This is a genomic window from Pseudomonas sp. TE3728, from assembly GCF_056279145.1.
In genome coordinates this window covers 107,341-124,288 of the sequence record NZ_JBWBQT010000001.1, presented here as the reverse complement: position 1 = coordinate 124,288, position 16,948 = coordinate 107,341, and the positions used below count along the sequence as shown (strand labels likewise).

The window sequence follows — 16,948 nt, the reverse complement described above, 5'->3', positions numbered from 1 at the left end:
TTCAGCCAACTGCCCGCCCGGGCGGTTCAGCAGCGATTCGCCAGTCGACCGACACTGCTTTCTGCGATTATCAATGCATTACGCGACAGGTTGCTGGAGCATTACCCCACACTGGATTTCGATCCGATAAAGATCAAGCTGGCCAGCCCCGCTGTCGGTGGCCATTGGGATCTGAAGCCGTTGAGCCAAGTGGTTATCGACCATCTGGTCAACCCGCAGATGCTGGACTTCACCCCACAGGACTCAAGGGCGTTTTTCCTCACGCAAGTACCACCCAAACGCCTGGACACCGCAGCCAGGCCACACGTGGACATGCAAATCATTGCCAGCATCATTGCCGAGCTGCCATCGACGCTTTACCTCGATTATCAGCAGGTATTGGCTGACTACTGGAGCCTGACCGACGACAGCGGCATCAGTCGCTGGCAATGGTTCAGCGAGTTCCTCCATGACCAGTTGAAAGGCGCAGCCTTATACGCCTCGAATCTGAGTGACGAACAGCGAGACATGGTGCGGCAGGTCACGGACTGGCCCGACAGAGTCGAGCGCTCGCCCAAGACCAGCAAAACCGTTTACGCCTGCTTTCTGGAAACGACACTCGGCAACGACGATAACGAAATACTTCTGCTCGGGCCTGAAATTCTGTTGATGCGTGAGAAACAAGTGTTGCAGTGCAGCGTTGACGGCCACGTCCAACCTTTCGATTCCCTGGATGACTTCGGCAGCGCCTGGGGGAAGAAGATGCACAGCGAGTTTTTGATCGACCGTCTGACCTGGAAACGCTATGAGCCCAATGGCAACCTGTTCGAGCTCCAGGCGGGCCTGATCCTTAATCGGCAGCTCGAAAACCTGGCCGCATTGTCATTTTCCAGTTACCCGAGCGAGCAGGACCTGGCGCAACGTCTGGACACCCTCACGGATCCGGCAACGCTGTTCATCCGGCAATCGACAGCGCCACCAACGATGCTGGCACAGTTGCACTCGCAACTCCCCGACTGGTTGAAACAGGCTTCGGCCACTGATCGCTTCGCCTATCGACAGCACCTGCTCGACCTCGCAAACGTCACCGCTCAAAGCCATGGACAGTCATTTAATGAAGGCATCGAAGATATCCGAAGCTTCAGCCGCGAGGCGCTGCGAGCGCAGATAAAGCAGGATCACGACGTCGACTACAACCCCGACGATCTGGTGCTGGACTTCGCCGTCGCTGCTGGCTATCCGGGAGGTGCCGGTTTTATCGAACATGTGCGCATGTCCCTGACTGATCTGGCCCTGAAGAATCTCGCCGGCAAGCCCCGTGGCCGCCTGCGGGTTTTGCGCAAGGACGGACAGACTCCCGAAGACTGGTTGAACGAGGACTATATACTCGGCAGCAAAGGCCTTATCCAGCGCGTCGACATCAGTACGGTCTATCCGCAAAGGATCAAGACGTTATTACTATCGGACACCGTGGATGCCCGGCGCCGAGAAGCCCTGTTTACCCGCGAACTGCGAGTCCAGTTACCGATGCGCGCGCTGGAGTACAAGGTCAGAAAACAATGTGGCTTGACCGACAAGGGTTATCGCTACGTCAAGGCGCTGATGGGGCAGACACCTTCTGAGCGCAAAGTCGACGAACAGGACATCGTCATCCGCCCGCTGGCGTTTCACAGAAAATCCGGTGCCAAACCCGATACGGTGGACAACATGTTCCTGATCGAACCCCTTGATCCGAACGTTGGCCCACATCTTCTTTATCGTCCGTTGTACGCCGAAGCCCTGCTGGAGTACCCGTCGCGCCAGGCCGTCCTCGATGCCATCGCCGAATCCGGCGCGTTGCAAACCAGCGTGCTTACATGGATGGCGGACAACGTACGAGGCATTTACGACAATGACGGGTTCAAGGAACCGCACATTGTTCGCTTTCACTTGGGCGACGAATTCGAACGTCCACGAAAACCTGCCCCCACAACCTTGGCCAGCAATGAGGGTGCAGAAGTATCGCGCCAGTCGCTGCACGACGCTCGACTGCTCAACGACCTATTCACCAGCACCGCTCGCACCTTGGTCGATCTGGCCGAACGTGAGTCAGTGTCCAACAGTGAAAGCCGTTGGGCCGTTCTCATGGAGGGTGCATGGTTACTCTTCAATACGCTGCTGCTACCGCTGACGCGAGGGCCGCTGATGCTTGCCGGATGGATGACGGTACTGATCACCAGCCTCAAACAGGACCTGCCCGCCCTCGACAGCGACGATCCAAAAGCCAAAGAGTTAGCGCTGATTGATCTGCTACTCAATACCGCGATGGTGCTGTTGCACCTGGGAGCCAGCTCGGAGAGCGCCCATCAGCCATTGCCATCGAAAAATCCTGAACAAACCGCCCCGCGCCTGAAACCCTGGCGCAGACTGGCAAATCACGCAGAACCGATGCCTGCCGCCCTCGTTCATCAAGGTTCGCCGGGCCTCCCACAGGAACCGGTAGGGGGCAGTCATACGGTGCTGGATTTCACCAACTCCATTGCCACCTCTAAAGCGGCCGACAAGTTGCTCAATGCCTTGTTGGACTTTCACGTGCCATGGCCGCAGAAGTTGCCACCGGCCGAGAAAAACGGGTCTCTGAAGGGACTTTTCCGGATCGACGATACCTGGCACGCCAGCATTGGCGGACTTTTTTTCCAGGTCAGCGTCGTGCCGGGCTTCGCAGAGGTCTACCTGGCAGATCCGGCCCATTCCGATCGCCCCGGTTTCAAACTCGCCAGCGACGGCAAGGGGAACTGGCGACTGGATCGGGGATTGAAGCTTGAAGGCGGCATGAGGGGGCGACTCCAGGCGGTGCGCGATGAAAACCGGCTCCGGCTACATGAACTGACCACTCATAAGGATCGTCTGAAGCAGGCCCTCGCGCCATTGGTACTCTCTCAATCAGAGGCCAGGAAATCATTGTTTTCCGCGAGGGAAATGCTCGATGCACAAAAGAAAAAGCTCAGGATCGTATGGGAGTTGCTCGACAAGGCTACACCAGAGCAGAAGGTCCAGCTGACCTCGCGTCATAGCCAGGAAGTGCTCAAGACAGCAGAGGCCGCAGCTATACACGACAGAGAACTCAATATTTACAAGGAGCGCATCGACACGTTGAACGCCGAGATGCCGAAATTGACCGACGCGTACAACGCCTTGATCGAAGTCGACAGAACCAGGCCTTACGAGAGCGAACGTGATAATGGGCTTTTACTCATCTGGGACGCTCTGGATATCGTTCATGAGCAAATAAAGCTGTTGGGGCGCGATCTCCTTCAGACCAGGAACGGGGAATACCTCAGTGAACTCGTCGCCCGTTTTCCTGAAGAATTGGGTCAGGAAATAACGACAGCCTATTTCGAATTTGTCGACAACCGGCGGGCAGAAATCGAGATAACCAACAGGCTCATCGAGTCCGCCAAAACACTTGAAACGACTCAGGAACAGGCAGGTGAAAAACTGCGCAGTCGAAAAATAGTGAAGCACTTGTTCAATGCCGAAAACTACCTCCCTGCTTCCATCAAGCTACACCAATTGCTGGCGCTTAAAGAATTGGTTCTGGAACGCAGTTGCAGCTCCAGAGACCCGGCAGAGTATCCCTTTGTAATGCGACTCGTCGGCTCTTCAATGGACAGCACAGTGCTGTCCCACATGGAGATCTGCAGCAGCTCCGGCTACGCAACCGCCGAGCAGATAGCCGTCCTTGAAAACATCCTCAAGCACTACGAGGAAATCGACAATGCTGTCCGTTCGTTGAATGAAATGGCATCCGGCTTTGTGCGCACTGAATATCAAACACCGTTTCTGAGCCAACTCAATGAAGCGCACGTCAGCGCCGAAGAGCAACTGGCTGCATTGATTCGAGAAAACGAAGGGGTCGCGCCCCAGTCCGCACATATCAAACCGATCAGGGCCAAGCCGTCCACCAAAAGGGTATTCAAGTCCCGCAACAAAGGCACCCTGATCGGCGACATCAGACCCTCCCGGGAAAACAATCAAGGTCGTTTCATCGATGTTCAAGATCCGATTACCGAACAGAAGATTGCCAGCTACATGGAACACCCCGAGGAAGGTGTCTGGGTTGAAGTCGTGCAGGGCACGCCCACTCAACCAACATTACCGCCAGGGTCGCGACCTTTATCGGCAATAAAAAAGGAAATGCATGCGCTGATTGGCCAACGGGCGGGAATCGAAAACTCGATACGCTTCCAACAGAAAAAGCTACAAGACCCTGGTCGGCTCGAAAGCCTCAACCCCTTGGACTGGAATGACATGCTGGTCCAGTACGCCGACAAGCTCAACGCCTTGGCCCATGAAATTGATAACACCCATCCTGCTGCGCCGCAGGCCCCCCCAACTGAGTGAAACCCTTCGTAACGAGGCACTCGAAGCAACTCACCAGGCACGTCTGTATTGCAGCGAGGGCTACAAAAAACAGCTGCCCAAGGCAGAAAACATCCACTACTTATGGAAGAACGGTTTCGTTGACATCAATCTGGTGGGGCGTTTGATACCGACGGCTGCCGGAGACTATCTTACCGAATATGCGGTACGCGAAAAGAACACATTTAACGTTTTATGGTATGCGCACTTTCATTACGCCAGCCTTGATATGCCTCGACCGGACTACAGCATTGGCCATTTAAAACTACCGGAGCAGCGCTTTCTGACACGCAAGGATCTTATCCGGCAAGCCGCCGCCGATAACCGTGCCGTGGCCAATCTGGAGAAATCGCTGATCAAACCGCCACTGGATGAAATACTGTTCTTAAAACTCTGAATCCAGTTTCCAGCCCTGAACAACACGCGATAAAAAAAGCCGCAACCCATGATTGCGGCTTTTCTGTTTCAGCCAGGGATCAGTGAGCAAACAGCGAGTTGCCCTTCTGCCCTGCCAGTTTCTCCGGTTTGATCAGGAACCGCGCCAGCGCTGGCAACAGCCACAACGCGCCGAACATGTTCCAGAGCAACATGAAGGTCAGCATCAGGCCCATGTCGGCCTGGAACTTGATCGCCGAGAAGATCCAGGTGCATACACCGATCGCCAGGCACAGGCCGGTGAACAGCACGGCTTTACCGGTGGACTTCAGCGTCTGGTAGTACGCCTCTTGCAACGGCAGGCCGGCACGCAGGAAGCTTTCCAGACGGCTGTAGATGTAGATCCCGTAGTCCACGCCAATCCCCACCCCGAGCGCCACTACCGGCAAGGTCGCCACTTTCACGCCGATGCCCATGAACGCCATCAATGCGTTGCCGAGGACCGAGGTCAGTACCAGCGGCAGCACGATGCACAAGGTCGCCGCCCAGGAACGGAAGGTGATCATGCACATGGTTGCGACGCAGATGTACACCAGGACCAGAATGGTCAATTCGGAGCGTTTGATCACCTCGTTGGTGGCCGCCTCGATCCCGGCGTTACCGGCGGCAAGGATGAATTCCAGGCCTTCCTTGTTGTTCTCTTTGGCGAAGTCCTGCACCGCATGCACGGCGCGGTCCAGGGTTTCGGCCTTGTGGTCGTTGAGGAACACCAGCACCGGCGCCAGGGAGCAATTGTTGTTGTACAGGCCATCGGCGCGGGCGATGGAGTTGTTCAGCACGTCCGGGTTGCGCGACAGGGTTTCCCATTTCAGGTTGCCCTCGTTCATGCCCTTGATCATCTGCTTGGACACGGTCACCAGGGAAATGGCCGACTGCACGCCCTCGGTGTTCTGCATCTTCCACATCAGCTCGTCGATCGGCGCCATGGCCTCGTAGCGCGAGCAACCTTCAGACTTGGTCTTGACCATCACCACCAACACGTCGGAACTGGTGGAGTAGTTATTGATGATGAAGCTGTTGTCCTTGTTGTAGCGCGAGTCCGGACGCAGTTCCGGCGCGCCCTGGTCGAGGTCACCGATTTTCAGGTTCTGGCTGTACCAGAGGCCGCCACCGAAAGCGATCAGCGCCAGGGCAATAGAGATCGGGGCGACTTTGGGGCTGGCAAAATTCGACAGCAGGCGCCAGAAAGGATGCTCGCGGTGCGCATCTTTCTTGCTGCGTTCGACGGCGCGCTTGCTGATACCGACGTAGGAAATCGCCACCGGCAGCAGGATCAGGTTGGTGAACACGATCACCGCCACGCCGATGGACGCGCCGATGGCCAGCTCACGAATCACCCCGATGTCGATGATCAATAGCGTGATGAAGCCCACCGCATCCGCAAGGATCGCGATCATCCCCGGCAGAAACAGCTGACGGAATGTGCGCCGCGCTGCGGTCAGAGCATTCTCCGCCTCGCTGGACTGCAAGGCGATACCGTTGATTTTCTGCACGCCGTGGGAAATCCCGATGGCGAAAATCAGAAACGGCACCAGCATCGAGTACGGATCAAGCCCGAAGCCGAAGAAGTGCATCAAGCCCAGCTGCCAGACCACCGCCACCAGCGTCGTGCTCAATACCGCAATGGTGCTGCGCATGCAGTTAGTGAACCAGTACAGCAGGATCAGGGTAATGACGAAGGCTACGCCGAAGAACATCACCACCATGACCAGCCCATCGATCAGGTCGCCGACTTTCTTGGCGAACCCGACAATGTGGATCTTCACGTTGGGGTTTTGGGCTTCGAACTTGTTGCGGATCTTGTCTTCAAGTTCGTGGGAGAACTTGCGGTAGTCCAGCGCCAGCAACTTGCCCTGATCCTGCGGGTCCGGGTAGGACTCCAGCAGCGGGATGTCGACGATGCTCGACTTGAAGTCGTTGGCCACCAGGCGCCCGACTTGCCCGGACTTGAGCACGTTATTACGCAGCAGGTCGAGGCTTTGCTGGGAGCCGTTATAGCTCTGGGGAATCACTTCACCACCGGCGAAGCCCTCCTCCGTCACCTCGGTCCAGCGCACGCTCGGGCTCCACAGCGACTTGAGGCCGGAACGGTCGACGCCGGAAATGTAGAACACCTCGTCGTTGATCTGACGCAGGGTCTCCATGTATTCCTTGGAGAAGATGTCGCCGTCGGTGGCTTCCACGGAAATCCGCACCGTGTTGCCCAGGTTCGCCAGATCGTTACGGTGCTCCATCATTTTTTCAATGAACGGATGCTCGAGCGGGATCATTTTTTCGAAACTGGTGGACGGCCGGATCAACGTCGCCTGCCAGAACAGGAAAACACTGACCAGCAGGCAGATGACGATGACTGCCGGGCGGTTGTTGAAAATCAGGCGCTCAAGAAACGTCGCCTTATCCTGATGAGGAGTGCTTAAGGATGTCATAGACCCGCCTTCTTGTTATTTGCCCGGCTCATTTGGACGACCCGTTTTTTCCATTCTCTGCGCCGGTGGGCGAAGTGACGCGAACGCCACCCTGTCCTGCCAGAATCAGATTGCCGTTGCCTGCCGCAGTCACCGCCGAGACGGAAATGCGATCCGGACGGTTGAACACGCTAAAGGTTTCGCCGTCGTCGGTGCTGCGAATCACGCTGCCGCCATTGCCGACGATCACGATGGAACCGTCATCGAGCAGCGTGGCGCCAGACAGGCCGAATTCCAGTGTGCCACGTGCCGCCTTGAGCTCGACCTGCTCCCACGTGCTGCCGAAATCCGTGGAACGGTAAAGATTGCCGCGCAACCCGTAGGCCAGCAGCGTGGCCGGTTGCGCGGTGCCAATCACACCGAACAGCGAGCCTTCATAGGGGCCCTCAAGCTTTTCCCAGGTCTGCCCATCATCGGCGGAGCGGAACATGCTGCCCTGTTCACCGACGATGAAAATGCCGGAATCCTTGACCGCGGCAATCGCGTTGAGGTGGAACTGGTCTTCGTTGTCGAGGCGATCGCTGACGTTTTCCCAGTTTTTACCGCCGTCGGTGGTTTCCAGCAAGGCACCGTAAGCGCCCACGGCAAAGCCGCTGTTAACGTCCTTGAACCAGACGTCGAGCAACGGCGATTCGCGTGTCAGGTCTTCGAATTGTTTGCTCCAGGTGACGCCGCCGTCTTCGCTGGCGAGGATCTGCGCGTCATGGCCTACGGCCCAGCCGTGTTTGTCATCGACAAAAAACACCGCCGTCAGCAGTTGCCGGGTCGGCACCTTGGCCTGGATCCAAGTCGCGCCCTGGTCGTCGGAATACAGAATGTGCCCGCGATCGCCGACCGCCACCAGGCGTTTACCGGCGTGAACGACATCGAGCATCAGGCCTTTGCTGGCCTTGGCGGATTCAACGGAATAAACCACATCGGTGGCCGACGCGGCAGCAGCCAGCGCAGGCGCCGACAGCACGGTACAGCCCAACAGCGAGAGCGCTGTAGCCAGCAACGCGAACCGGCGTAACGCTGGCGGGCGGCAAATACTCACACCCATGACAGGCTCACTCATAGACCTTCCCCCACATTATTATTGTTAGGTCGTTCAACCCTTCAGGGCGCCGTAAGGGATGCGCATCGGGATTGACCTATTCAGGAGCATAGTCCTGAAACCCGCAATCCAGAGCCCCTTCGGAAGCTGGCTTATCCTATCGGGGTTTGGAAAGGTCTGACAATCGACGCCACGTTATGTTTTGTTAACTGGAGGGGATATGGCTTGTGGGTGAATGAGGAGGTATTCGGAGGGGTGATTGGGGTTTGGGGTTTGGGGTTTGGTGTACATATCCGTTTCTGCGGTAGCGCAGAAACGGATATGTACACCATCAAAAATCCCGGTCGGCTATCAGGCCGCCATCGCAGGCAAGCCAGCTCCCACAATTGAACGACGTCGATTACCCCGCCGCCAACCCCTTCCCCGCCCGCTCCAGATTGCGCCACAACCAAACGGGCAACACATCAGGATCCAGACTGTCGATCAGATTCTTCAACGCCAGCCCAAGTTCGGTATCACCCTCAATCACCAAACGCCGGCGAAAGAACAGCGTATCTGGATCCTCCTGACGACTCGCCAACAGTAAAAATTCCCGCCAGTTGCCACTGATCGTCACATGCGCCATGGCATGCTCTGCAATCCGCAACCCTTTACCACTGAGCGTCAGATACCAGGACAACCCCAGATCGGGAATCCGCAAGCACAACCAACGCCCACGTAAAACTTCAAACTCACCATCGCGCAACGGCCCGGCGAGGCACCGATTCAGCGCCTGTTGCAACGCCAGACGCTGCACGGCAAAAGGCACCCGGCGCACCAGCGGCAGTAACCGGTCGGCACCTTTCAATAACCACTTTTTTCGATTCAACACAGGCCGACCTCCTCGACGCGCAGCATGCCGGCCTGGCCATGCCAGTAACCATTGCACCCTTCGACAAACAGCGGCGGTGTCTCGCCCAGACGAACCCGTTGATAGGCGGCAATCACTTCGGCCATGCCCTGAGCGCGAGGGCTCAAGCGCAACAGATCGGCACCGCAGGCCACCAGCCCGGAGTAATCGGCCAGCAGATTGGTCACCTCGGCCGACATTGTCTGAATACCGTTGATGGTGAACAGCGCCTGCCCTTCCTGGCTGGTCAGCGCCAGGCCGTCAGGGTAGTTGATGCAACAAAACTGGCAGTCGTCCTTGGGCCGGTTTTCCGCTCGGGCCGTAAAGCAGCGGGCGGAATAGGCCAACGGCAAATGCCCATACGCAAAGATTTCAACTTCTGGCACTGCACGGCCCAGTTCGCGTACCTGTTCGATCACATCACCAATCAGCGCCGCCGAACATTCCACGGGCGGCACCCAGCGGGTCATGCCGCTGTCGAGCAGTTGCGTCAACGCATGACCGTTGTACAGATTGAGGGCCGGGCCGCCCACGAACGGCAACTTGCGTTCGGCCAAAAACTGCACCGCGCCCATGTCGTTGGCTTCCACCAGCAATTGGCCGTTGTCGCACAGCCGACGCAGGCTGGAGAGTTCGGACGCCGCTTCGATCAGCGTCAGGCTGGAAAGCACCAACTGCGCCTGACTGCATTCCTGCAACTCGCGTCCCAGCCCCAGCCATTGATCCAGCGAAAATGCCCGGCGTTTCGAGCACACGGTTTCCCCCAGGTAAATCACATCCAGGGGCAAGGCCGACATCTCGGCGTAAAAGTTGCTGAGTTGCTCTTTGTCCCAATAAAACAGGACCGGTCCCAGGCTGAGTTTCATGTCGAATCCCTCATTGCCATGATCGATGATAAGCACCCAGGGTGGTCTGGCTGCCTTCGGACAAACCGGCCAACACCTGACGCCATTCCTCCTTGACCCGAAAACTGCCCGGTGCGCCACGATGGGCGTCCAGTGCCGCGCGCCAGACACGGGTGACTTGTTCGACATAGGCCGGGCTGCGTTGGCGGCCCTCGATCTTCACGGCTTCGACGCCGATGGCCGTCAGTTCCGGCAGCAAGTCCAGGGTGTCGAGGCTGGTGGGCTCCTCCAGCGCATGAAAGCGTTTGCCGCCGACCAGGAAACGGCCCTTGCACAAGGTCGGGTAACCGGCCGGTTCGTCAGAGGTATAGCGATCGATCAGTACTTCGCTGAGACGCGCGCTCAAGCCTTCGGCGTCCTCGCTCCAGCGCACCGCCTTGGCTGGCGAACAGACACCGCACAGGTTCGGCGACTCGCCGGTAATGTAGGAAGACAGATGGCAACGCCCTTCGGCCATGATGCACAAGCTGCCGAAGCCAAAGACTTCGATGGGTACCGGGCTGCTGGCGGCGACCTGGCGTACTTGCGCCAACGACAACACCCGCGGCAGCACCGCGCGCCGAATGCCGTAGCGCTGCGCATAAAACTCCAGCGCGGCGGCATGGGTCGCCGAGCCCTGGACCGACAGGTGCAACGCCAGTTTCGGGTGGCGCTGACTGGCGTAGTTGAGCACTCCGGGGTCGGCGGCGATCAGCGCATCGACGCCGAAATCGGCGGCACGATCCACCGCCCGCTGCCAGCGCTCCCAGCCCTTGGGTTGCGGGTATGTGTTGACCGCGACGTAGAGTTTGCGTTGATGCTGACGGATATGGGCGACCGCGGCGTCGAACTGTTTGTCGTCCATGTTCAGCCCCGCGAAATGCCGGGCATTGGTGTCATCGCGAAAGCCGACATAGACGGCATCGGCGCCTTGGCGCACCGCCGCTTTAAGCGCAGGCAGATTCCCTGCCGGGCAGACCAGTTGCATGGGTAATCCTCATGAAAAAACGCAGTCCGAGGCCTAATCAGTCATGGTTGGAATGCGCTTGTGGCGAGCGAGCTTGCTCCGGGCGGCGTTCCGACGCTGGACTGCGCAGCCGGCCTAAATAACAGGGCCGCTTCGCGACCCAGCGGGAGCAAGCTCCCTCGCCACACAGTCTAGCGAGACCGGCAGGCACGGCCTTGACGGCAATCAATTGCCATCAATGCATCAGGTCTGCAAAGGACAGGAACATCACGTTGTCGTGCTTGAGCACTTGCTGCTCGCACTCGATCACCGCCAGCCCATCGGCCCAGCACGCGGCGGTCAACATCGCCGAGCTTTGCTGAGGGTGCAGTTCCACACTCAACTGGCCATCGGCGCCGGGCGTCAATCGGGCCCGCAGGTACTGCCGACGCTTGTTACGCTGCAACCAGTCGAACCCGGCGGGCACGGCCACGGGCACCGGCAGTACGTCAGTCACGCCTTGGGCCCTGAGCAGGAACGGACGCACCACCACCAACGCAGTGATCAACGCCGCCGAAGGATTTCCCGGCATGCCGATCCAGGGTTTACCGGCCACTTCACCAAAGGCCAGTGGCTTGCCCGGCTGAATGGCCAGCCGCCAAAAATCGACGTTACCCAGTTCCTCGATCGCCTGTTTGAGGTGATCTTCCTCGCCCACCGATACGCCACCGGAACTCAACAGCAAGTCGCATTCCGAAGACGCCAGGCTCAAGGCATGCCGGCTGGCCGCCAATTCATCGACCATGACGCCATAGTCGTGCACCTCGACGCCCCAGCCGCGCAACAACGCGGCGAGGCAATACCGGTTGCTGTTGTAAATCTGTCCCGGCGCCAAGGGATCGCCCGGCTCACGCAGTTCATTACCGCTGCTGAGCAGGCACACCTGCAACGGCCGATAGACCTCGACCCGCGCGATACCAGCGCCAGCCAGCAACCCCAGTTCTTGGGCGCGCAGGCGTTTGCCGGCCTTGAACAACAGATCCCCGCGACGAACTTCCTCACCCTCCTTGCGCACGTGATCGCCCACGGACACGGACGGGAACCAGACGCGCTCGCCCTCGACCCGGCAGCGCTCTTGCGGCACCACGGTATCGGCGCCCGGTGGCAATGGCGCGCCGGTAAAGATCTGCACCGCCTGCTGCGCGAGCAAGGGTGAACTTGCTTGATCCCCCGCCGCAATGCGCCCGCCAATCGATAAACAGCCACCCGCCTGAGGCAGGTCAGCCGCCCTGAGGGCATAGCCGTCCATGGCACTGTTGTCCCAGGCCGGCAGGTTCACCGGGGAATGAATGTCCGTCGCCAGAACCCGCCCCATGGCTTGATCCAGAGGAATCATGTGCGACAAGGGCGGCGGCGGTGCCTGATCCAGCAGACGGCTGATGGCCTCGTCCACGGGCATCAGGTGGCCAAGGTCACACACCCGGCCAGTCATGAGCGAGTCCCGCAGGCGTCGATGACCCGCTGCGCTTGCGGTTTCAAATGCGGGGCGAAATTGCATGGGCCGGTGCGACTGTCCAGTTGTTCGAGCAGGATCTTGTTCCAGGCCGTCCGGCAGGCACCCGGCGAGCCTGGAACGCAGCACACCAGTACGCCGTTACTCATACCGGCCAGTGCCCGGGACTGCAGGCTGGACATGCCGATTTCCTCCAGAGACACCTGGCGGAACAATTCGCCGAAGCCTTCCACATGCTTGTCCAGCAATGGCAAGACTGCTTGCGGTGTGTTGTCGCGAGCGGTGAAACCGGTGCCGCCGGTCATTAACACCACTTGCACCTTGGGGTCGGCGATCCACCGGGAAACGGTGGCGCGGATCTGATAAATGTCGTCCTTGACCAGATCACGATCGATCAACACATGCCCGGCTGTTTGCAGCAAATCCGTCAGGGTCTGCCCCGAAGTGTCGGTGTCAAAGGTGCGCGTATCGCTGATGGTCAGCACGGCGATGTTCAGGGGTTCAAACGTGCGTTGCGCCAGATGGGCCATATCCAGGTCTTCCCGTAGATGAGGGTATGGCCCGAAGCCTGAACCGGAATGGTGAGCGAGCCTATTCCTCCAAGGAGGTACCTCGTCCGGGACAATGGATTAATGGCAGTCAGTTAAGTATTCAGCGCGCCAAAAAGATCGCAGCCTTCGGCAGCTCCTACAGATGTACGCGTTCTCCTGTAGGAGCTGCCGAAGGCTGCGATCTTTTGGGGGGAGGCTCAAGGCGCCAACCGGCTTCGCTTCCACAGACCATCGCGCAACCGGTAATCGAGTCGATCATGCAAGCGGTCGGCCCGCCCCTGCCAGAACTCCAGACGTTCAGGGTGCAGGCAGTAGCCGCCCCAATGCTCGGGACGCGAGACGGTCTGGCCAACGAAGCGTTTGATGGTTTCAGCCAGCATGGATTCCAGCGCTGCGCGACTGGCCAGCGGACGGCTTTGCGGTGAAGCCCAGGCCCCCAGGCGACTGGCCACCGAGCGGGAATCGAAATACGCGTCGGAGAGTTGCGGGTCGAGTCTGGACACCTGCCCTTCGATACGCACCTGACGCTCCAGCCCCGGCCAGAAAAACGTCATCGCGGCATAGGGATTGGCGGCCAGTTGCTGACCCTTGTCGCTCTGGTAATTGCCGAAAAAAGTAAAACCTTCATCGCTCAAGCCCTTGAGCAGCAGAACCCGACAATGCGGCCGTCCTTCAGGGTCGACCGTCGCCAGCACCATGCTATTGGCCTCGACAGGCGCGCACTCGGTGTCGCGGGCCTGTTGCAACCACTGCCGGAACATCGCCAGCGGATCGTCCAGCGCAGCCTCATCTTGCAGGCCATTAAGGGTGTAGTTACGGCGCATCTGAGCCAGGGAAAGCGGCATGACGGTGATCTCCGGAAGGTTTTACGCAGTGTGCGAGGCACTGCGCAAAGCCACCTTGACCGCCATCAACACTGTCGCCTACTTGAGACGCAGACGCCGTGCCAGTTTGTGCAGGTTGCTGGGATCGACTTCGAGGATTCGCGCGGCGCTGGCCCAGTTTTCCCCCGACAGGCTCAGGGCCTGGAGGATTTTCTTGCGCTGGTAATCGTCGACGGCTTCGCCCAAGGGCTGGAACGGCAAATCAGCCGTAACGTCCGGGGATGGCTCGACCACCGCCCCCGATGCCGCCATCGCGCTGTCGAGATCGAGAATCTCAGGCTCCAGCGTCATGATCAACGCGCGACTCGTACCGCGACTGAGCTGCTTCAACGCGGCCCGACTGATCACGTGTTCCAGTTCACGCACATTGCCCGGCCAGGTATAAAGCAGCAGCGCGCGTTCGGCCGCCGGCGACAGGCGCAAACCACGCAGGCCGAGCCGCGCCCGATTGAGTTCAAGGAAATGCCCGGCCAGCATCAACACATCGTTACCGCGCTCGCGCAGGGGCGGAATCGGCACCGGGTACACCGAGAGCCGGTGATACAGATCGGCGCGAAACAAGCCGTCGCGGATGCTGTCCGGCAGATGCCGGTTGGTGGCGGCGATGATCCGCACATCCACGTGCAGCGGCTTGTCGGCGCCGAGGCGCTGGATCTCGCCGTTCTGCAGGGTGCGCAGTAACTTCGCTTGCACGCTCAAGGGCAACTCCCCGACTTCATCGAGAAACAGCGTGCCACCGTTGGCGGCATCGAAACGTCCGGCACGGTCACTGGTGGCGCCGGAAAAGGCGCCTTTGACATGCCCGAACAACTCACTCTCTGCCAGCGACTCCGGCAAAGCGGCGCAGTTAACGTGTATCAGCGGTTTGTGATGGCGCCTTGAAAGACGATGCAAGCGCCGGGCGAACAGCTCTTTGCCGACGCCGGTCTCGCCCAACAGCAATACCGGCAGATCGGAGTCGGCCAGTACATCCAGCTCATTGAGCAACTGATGCAACACCTCACTCTGCCCAAGGATCTCGCCCTCCTCGACCGGCATTCGCAAATCCTGGGGATCGCTGCGGGACAGACGCAAGCTGCGGTTCTCCTGTTCCAGACGGGTGACCCGCACGGCGGCTTCGATCTGCAAGGTGCAGCGCTTGAGCTCTTCCCGCGCCCGGCTGTCAAAGGTCCCGGCGTGCAGCGCATCGAGGGTGATCGCGCCCCAGATCCGCCCTTCGACATACAGGCTCACGCCCATGCAGTCATGCACCGGCAGCGGTTCGCCGACGTGGTTGTCGAGCAAGCCGTCATAGGGGTCTGGCAGGCGACTGTCGGGTTCGAACCAGGTCGGCTCGCGCGACGCCATGATTGCCGCCAGCCGGGGATGCTGGGCGATGACGAACCGGCGCCCCAACGCTTCATGAACCAGCCCCACCGTCGCAACGGGCCTGAGACTGTCGTCATCCAGACGCAACAAGCCCACGGCGCCACTGTTGAAGTATTCGCGCAGGGTCTGGACCAATCGTTGCAACCGCACGGCATTGGGCAACTCGACGATCAGGTCGGCTGCCAGGCTTTCTCGCAGCATGGTAGTAATCACCCTCTATGGTTGGATTCACCCTAAAGCGTCAGGGTGTCTATCACCACAACTAAAAATAAATTCATGTTTTTCAATTACTTAAATATGGCATGCCGGATGCAATGAGCCTGGGGAACCGTTTAAACCAAACAAGGAACCCTGATGAGCCAGCCCCTATTGGAACAAAGCCTCGGCCAACTGGCCTGCGACATTCCCGGTGCCACCCGGATCTTCCATACCTTCAAACTGGACTTCTGTTGCGGCGGGCATAAAAGCCTGCGTGAAGCGGCCCTGGGCAAAAACCTCGATCCGGTCCTCATTGCCGACGCCCTGAACATTCTGCAAGACGCCGGCGAAACCCAGCACGACTGGCGCAACGAACCTTTGGAGCTGTTGATCGCCCACCTTCTGGCGCGCTACCACGCCCGCCACCGCGAGCAATTGCCGGAACTGATCCGCCTGGCTCGCCGCGTCGAGCAGGTCCATGGCGCGCGCAGCAGCTGCCCCAATGGCCTGGCCGATCTCCTGACCGACATGCAGCAAGAACTCGAAGGCCACATGCTCAAGGAAGAACAGGTGCTGTTCCCGATGCTGCAACAAGGCATCGGTGCCCAAGCGGCTCCGCCGATCCAGGTGCTGCGTTTCGAACATGATCAACATGGCGAAGCACTGGAAAAAATGCTCGCCCTGACCAATCACATCATCCCGCCTGCCGATGCCTGTAACACCTGGCGCGCCCTCTATCGCGGGCTGCTGGAATTCAAAGACGACCTGATGCAACACATCCATCTGGAAAACAACGTGCTGTTCATCAATGCCCTGAACCCTCGCCACTGATCGATTTTCGGAGGCCGCTTTCGCGAGCAGGCTCGCTCCCACATGGGGTGGTATTCCAATGTGGGAGCGAGCCTGCTCGCGAATGGCGTCACCACGGATTTATGGGTTTTCTAGCTCGATCAACCGTGCCAATAGAACATCGCCTTGGCCAGGATCACGATCAACACCATGTGCCCGAGGATGCTGCGGCGAATCCAGCTGGCGCGAGTCGCGGTCAGGCGCGCATGGGTCAGCCAATAGGCCAGCAGCAAGTAATGGCCGATGATGCTCAGGGCCAGCAGGATCTTGAGGCTCAGCAACAGGCCAAAACTGCTGGCCAGCGGCTGACTCAATGCGCCCCGGTACTGCCACGCCAAGCCGATGCCGGCGCCATACAACAGCAACACCACGCCATGCAGCACCTTGCGCGAGCGCACGGCAATCGCTTGATCCGCCGTGGATTGCGCGGTATCCGCCAACTGCTGGCGTGCGCGATGCCAGATGACCACTTCGAAAAACAGCGTGCCGATGAAGGCAATCGCTGCCAGCAAATGCGTGACCAGTAAAAAGGGATACATCAGCGCCAGCC

At 59.1% G+C, this 16,948-nt stretch carries 13 protein-coding genes; 3 read left to right on the top strand and 10 right to left on the bottom strand.

Annotation, left to right across the window (positions count from 1 at the left end; all coding sequences use genetic code 11):
• Window positions 1-312 precede the first annotated feature (312 nt).
• A complete protein-coding gene (locus ACZ89R_RS00610; RefSeq protein WP_476241461.1) occupies window positions 313-4,362 on the top strand; it encodes a dermonecrotic toxin domain-containing protein in 4,050 nt (1,349 codons plus the stop codon).
• Window positions 4,310-4,777: a hypothetical protein gene (locus tag ACZ89R_RS00605; RefSeq protein ID WP_429547106.1), complete on the top strand. Its 468-nt coding sequence runs from the start codon at window positions 4,310-4,312 to the stop codon at window positions 4,775-4,777. Before ACZ89R_RS00610 ends, ACZ89R_RS00605 begins: the two co-directional genes overlap by 53 nt.
• Window positions 4,778-4,856: 79 nt before the next feature.
• Here ACZ89R_RS00605 and ACZ89R_RS00600 read toward each other — a convergent pair whose 3' ends face one another.
• The 9 genes from ACZ89R_RS00600 to norR all read right to left on the bottom strand — a co-directional run bounded on the left by ACZ89R_RS00600 (window position 4,857) and on the right by norR (window position 15,552).
• Entirely contained in the window at window positions 4,857-7,241 is a 2,385-nt protein-coding gene (locus tag ACZ89R_RS00600) for an efflux RND transporter permease subunit (protein ID WP_123494299.1), read from the bottom strand.
• Between the two features lie 28 nt (window positions 7,242-7,269).
• Window positions 7,270-8,337 carry a WD40/YVTN/BNR-like repeat-containing protein gene (locus tag ACZ89R_RS00595; protein WP_123494297.1) on the bottom strand — a complete coding sequence of 356 codons (1,068 nt, stop codon included), beginning with the start codon at window positions 8,335-8,337 and terminating at the stop codon, window positions 7,270-7,272.
• Between the two features lie 379 nt (window positions 8,338-8,716).
• Window positions 8,717-9,187, bottom strand: coding sequence for a ubiquinone anaerobic biosynthesis accessory factor UbiT (gene ubiT / locus ACZ89R_RS00590; protein ID WP_429547107.1), 471 nt, complete (start codon window positions 9,185-9,187; stop codon window positions 8,717-8,719).
• Window positions 9,181-10,071 carry a U32 family peptidase gene (locus ACZ89R_RS00585; RefSeq protein ID WP_218394682.1) on the bottom strand — a complete coding sequence of 297 codons (891 nt, stop codon included), beginning with the start codon at window positions 10,069-10,071 and terminating at the stop codon, window positions 9,181-9,183. Before ACZ89R_RS00585 ends, ubiT begins: the two co-directional genes overlap by 7 nt.
• Before the next feature lie 10 nt (window positions 10,072-10,081).
• Window positions 10,082-11,077 carry a ubiquinone anaerobic biosynthesis protein UbiU gene (gene ubiU / locus ACZ89R_RS00580; protein WP_429547108.1) on the bottom strand — a complete coding sequence of 332 codons (996 nt, stop codon included), beginning with the start codon at window positions 11,075-11,077 and terminating at the stop codon, window positions 10,082-10,084.
• Window positions 11,078-11,291: 214 nt separating this feature from the next.
• Complete coding sequence (locus ACZ89R_RS00575) at window positions 11,292-12,527, bottom strand: molybdopterin molybdotransferase MoeA (RefSeq protein WP_429547109.1); 1,236 nt, start codon at window positions 12,525-12,527, stop codon at window positions 11,292-11,294.
• Window positions 12,524-13,078, bottom strand: coding sequence for a molybdenum cofactor biosynthesis protein B (gene moaB, locus ACZ89R_RS00570; RefSeq protein ID WP_038982823.1), 555 nt, complete (start codon window positions 13,076-13,078; stop codon window positions 12,524-12,526). The genes ACZ89R_RS00575 and moaB overlap by 4 nt, the downstream gene beginning before the upstream one ends.
• A gap of 218 nt (window positions 13,079-13,296) precedes the next feature.
• Complete coding sequence (gene pdxH / locus ACZ89R_RS00565) at window positions 13,297-13,944, bottom strand: pyridoxamine 5'-phosphate oxidase (protein ID WP_429547110.1); 648 nt, start codon at window positions 13,942-13,944, stop codon at window positions 13,297-13,299.
• Between the two features lie 78 nt (window positions 13,945-14,022).
• Window positions 14,023-15,552, bottom strand: a complete 1,530-nt coding sequence (gene norR / locus ACZ89R_RS00560; RefSeq protein ID WP_429376796.1) for a nitric oxide reductase transcriptional regulator NorR — start codon at window positions 15,550-15,552, stop codon at window positions 14,023-14,025.
• Between the two features lie 153 nt (window positions 15,553-15,705).
• Between norR and ytfE the strand changes: the two genes are divergently transcribed.
• Window positions 15,706-16,380, top strand: a complete 675-nt coding sequence (gene ytfE / locus ACZ89R_RS00555; RefSeq protein WP_429547111.1) for an iron-sulfur cluster repair protein YtfE — start codon at window positions 15,706-15,708, stop codon at window positions 16,378-16,380.
• A 119-nt stretch (window positions 16,381-16,499) separates the two neighbouring features.
• Here the strand turns inward: ytfE and ACZ89R_RS00550 are convergent, their stop codons facing one another.
• Window positions 16,500-16,937, bottom strand: a complete 438-nt coding sequence (locus ACZ89R_RS00550) for a hypothetical protein (protein WP_429547112.1) — start codon at window positions 16,935-16,937, stop codon at window positions 16,500-16,502.
• Window positions 16,938-16,948: the final 11 nt, after the last annotated feature.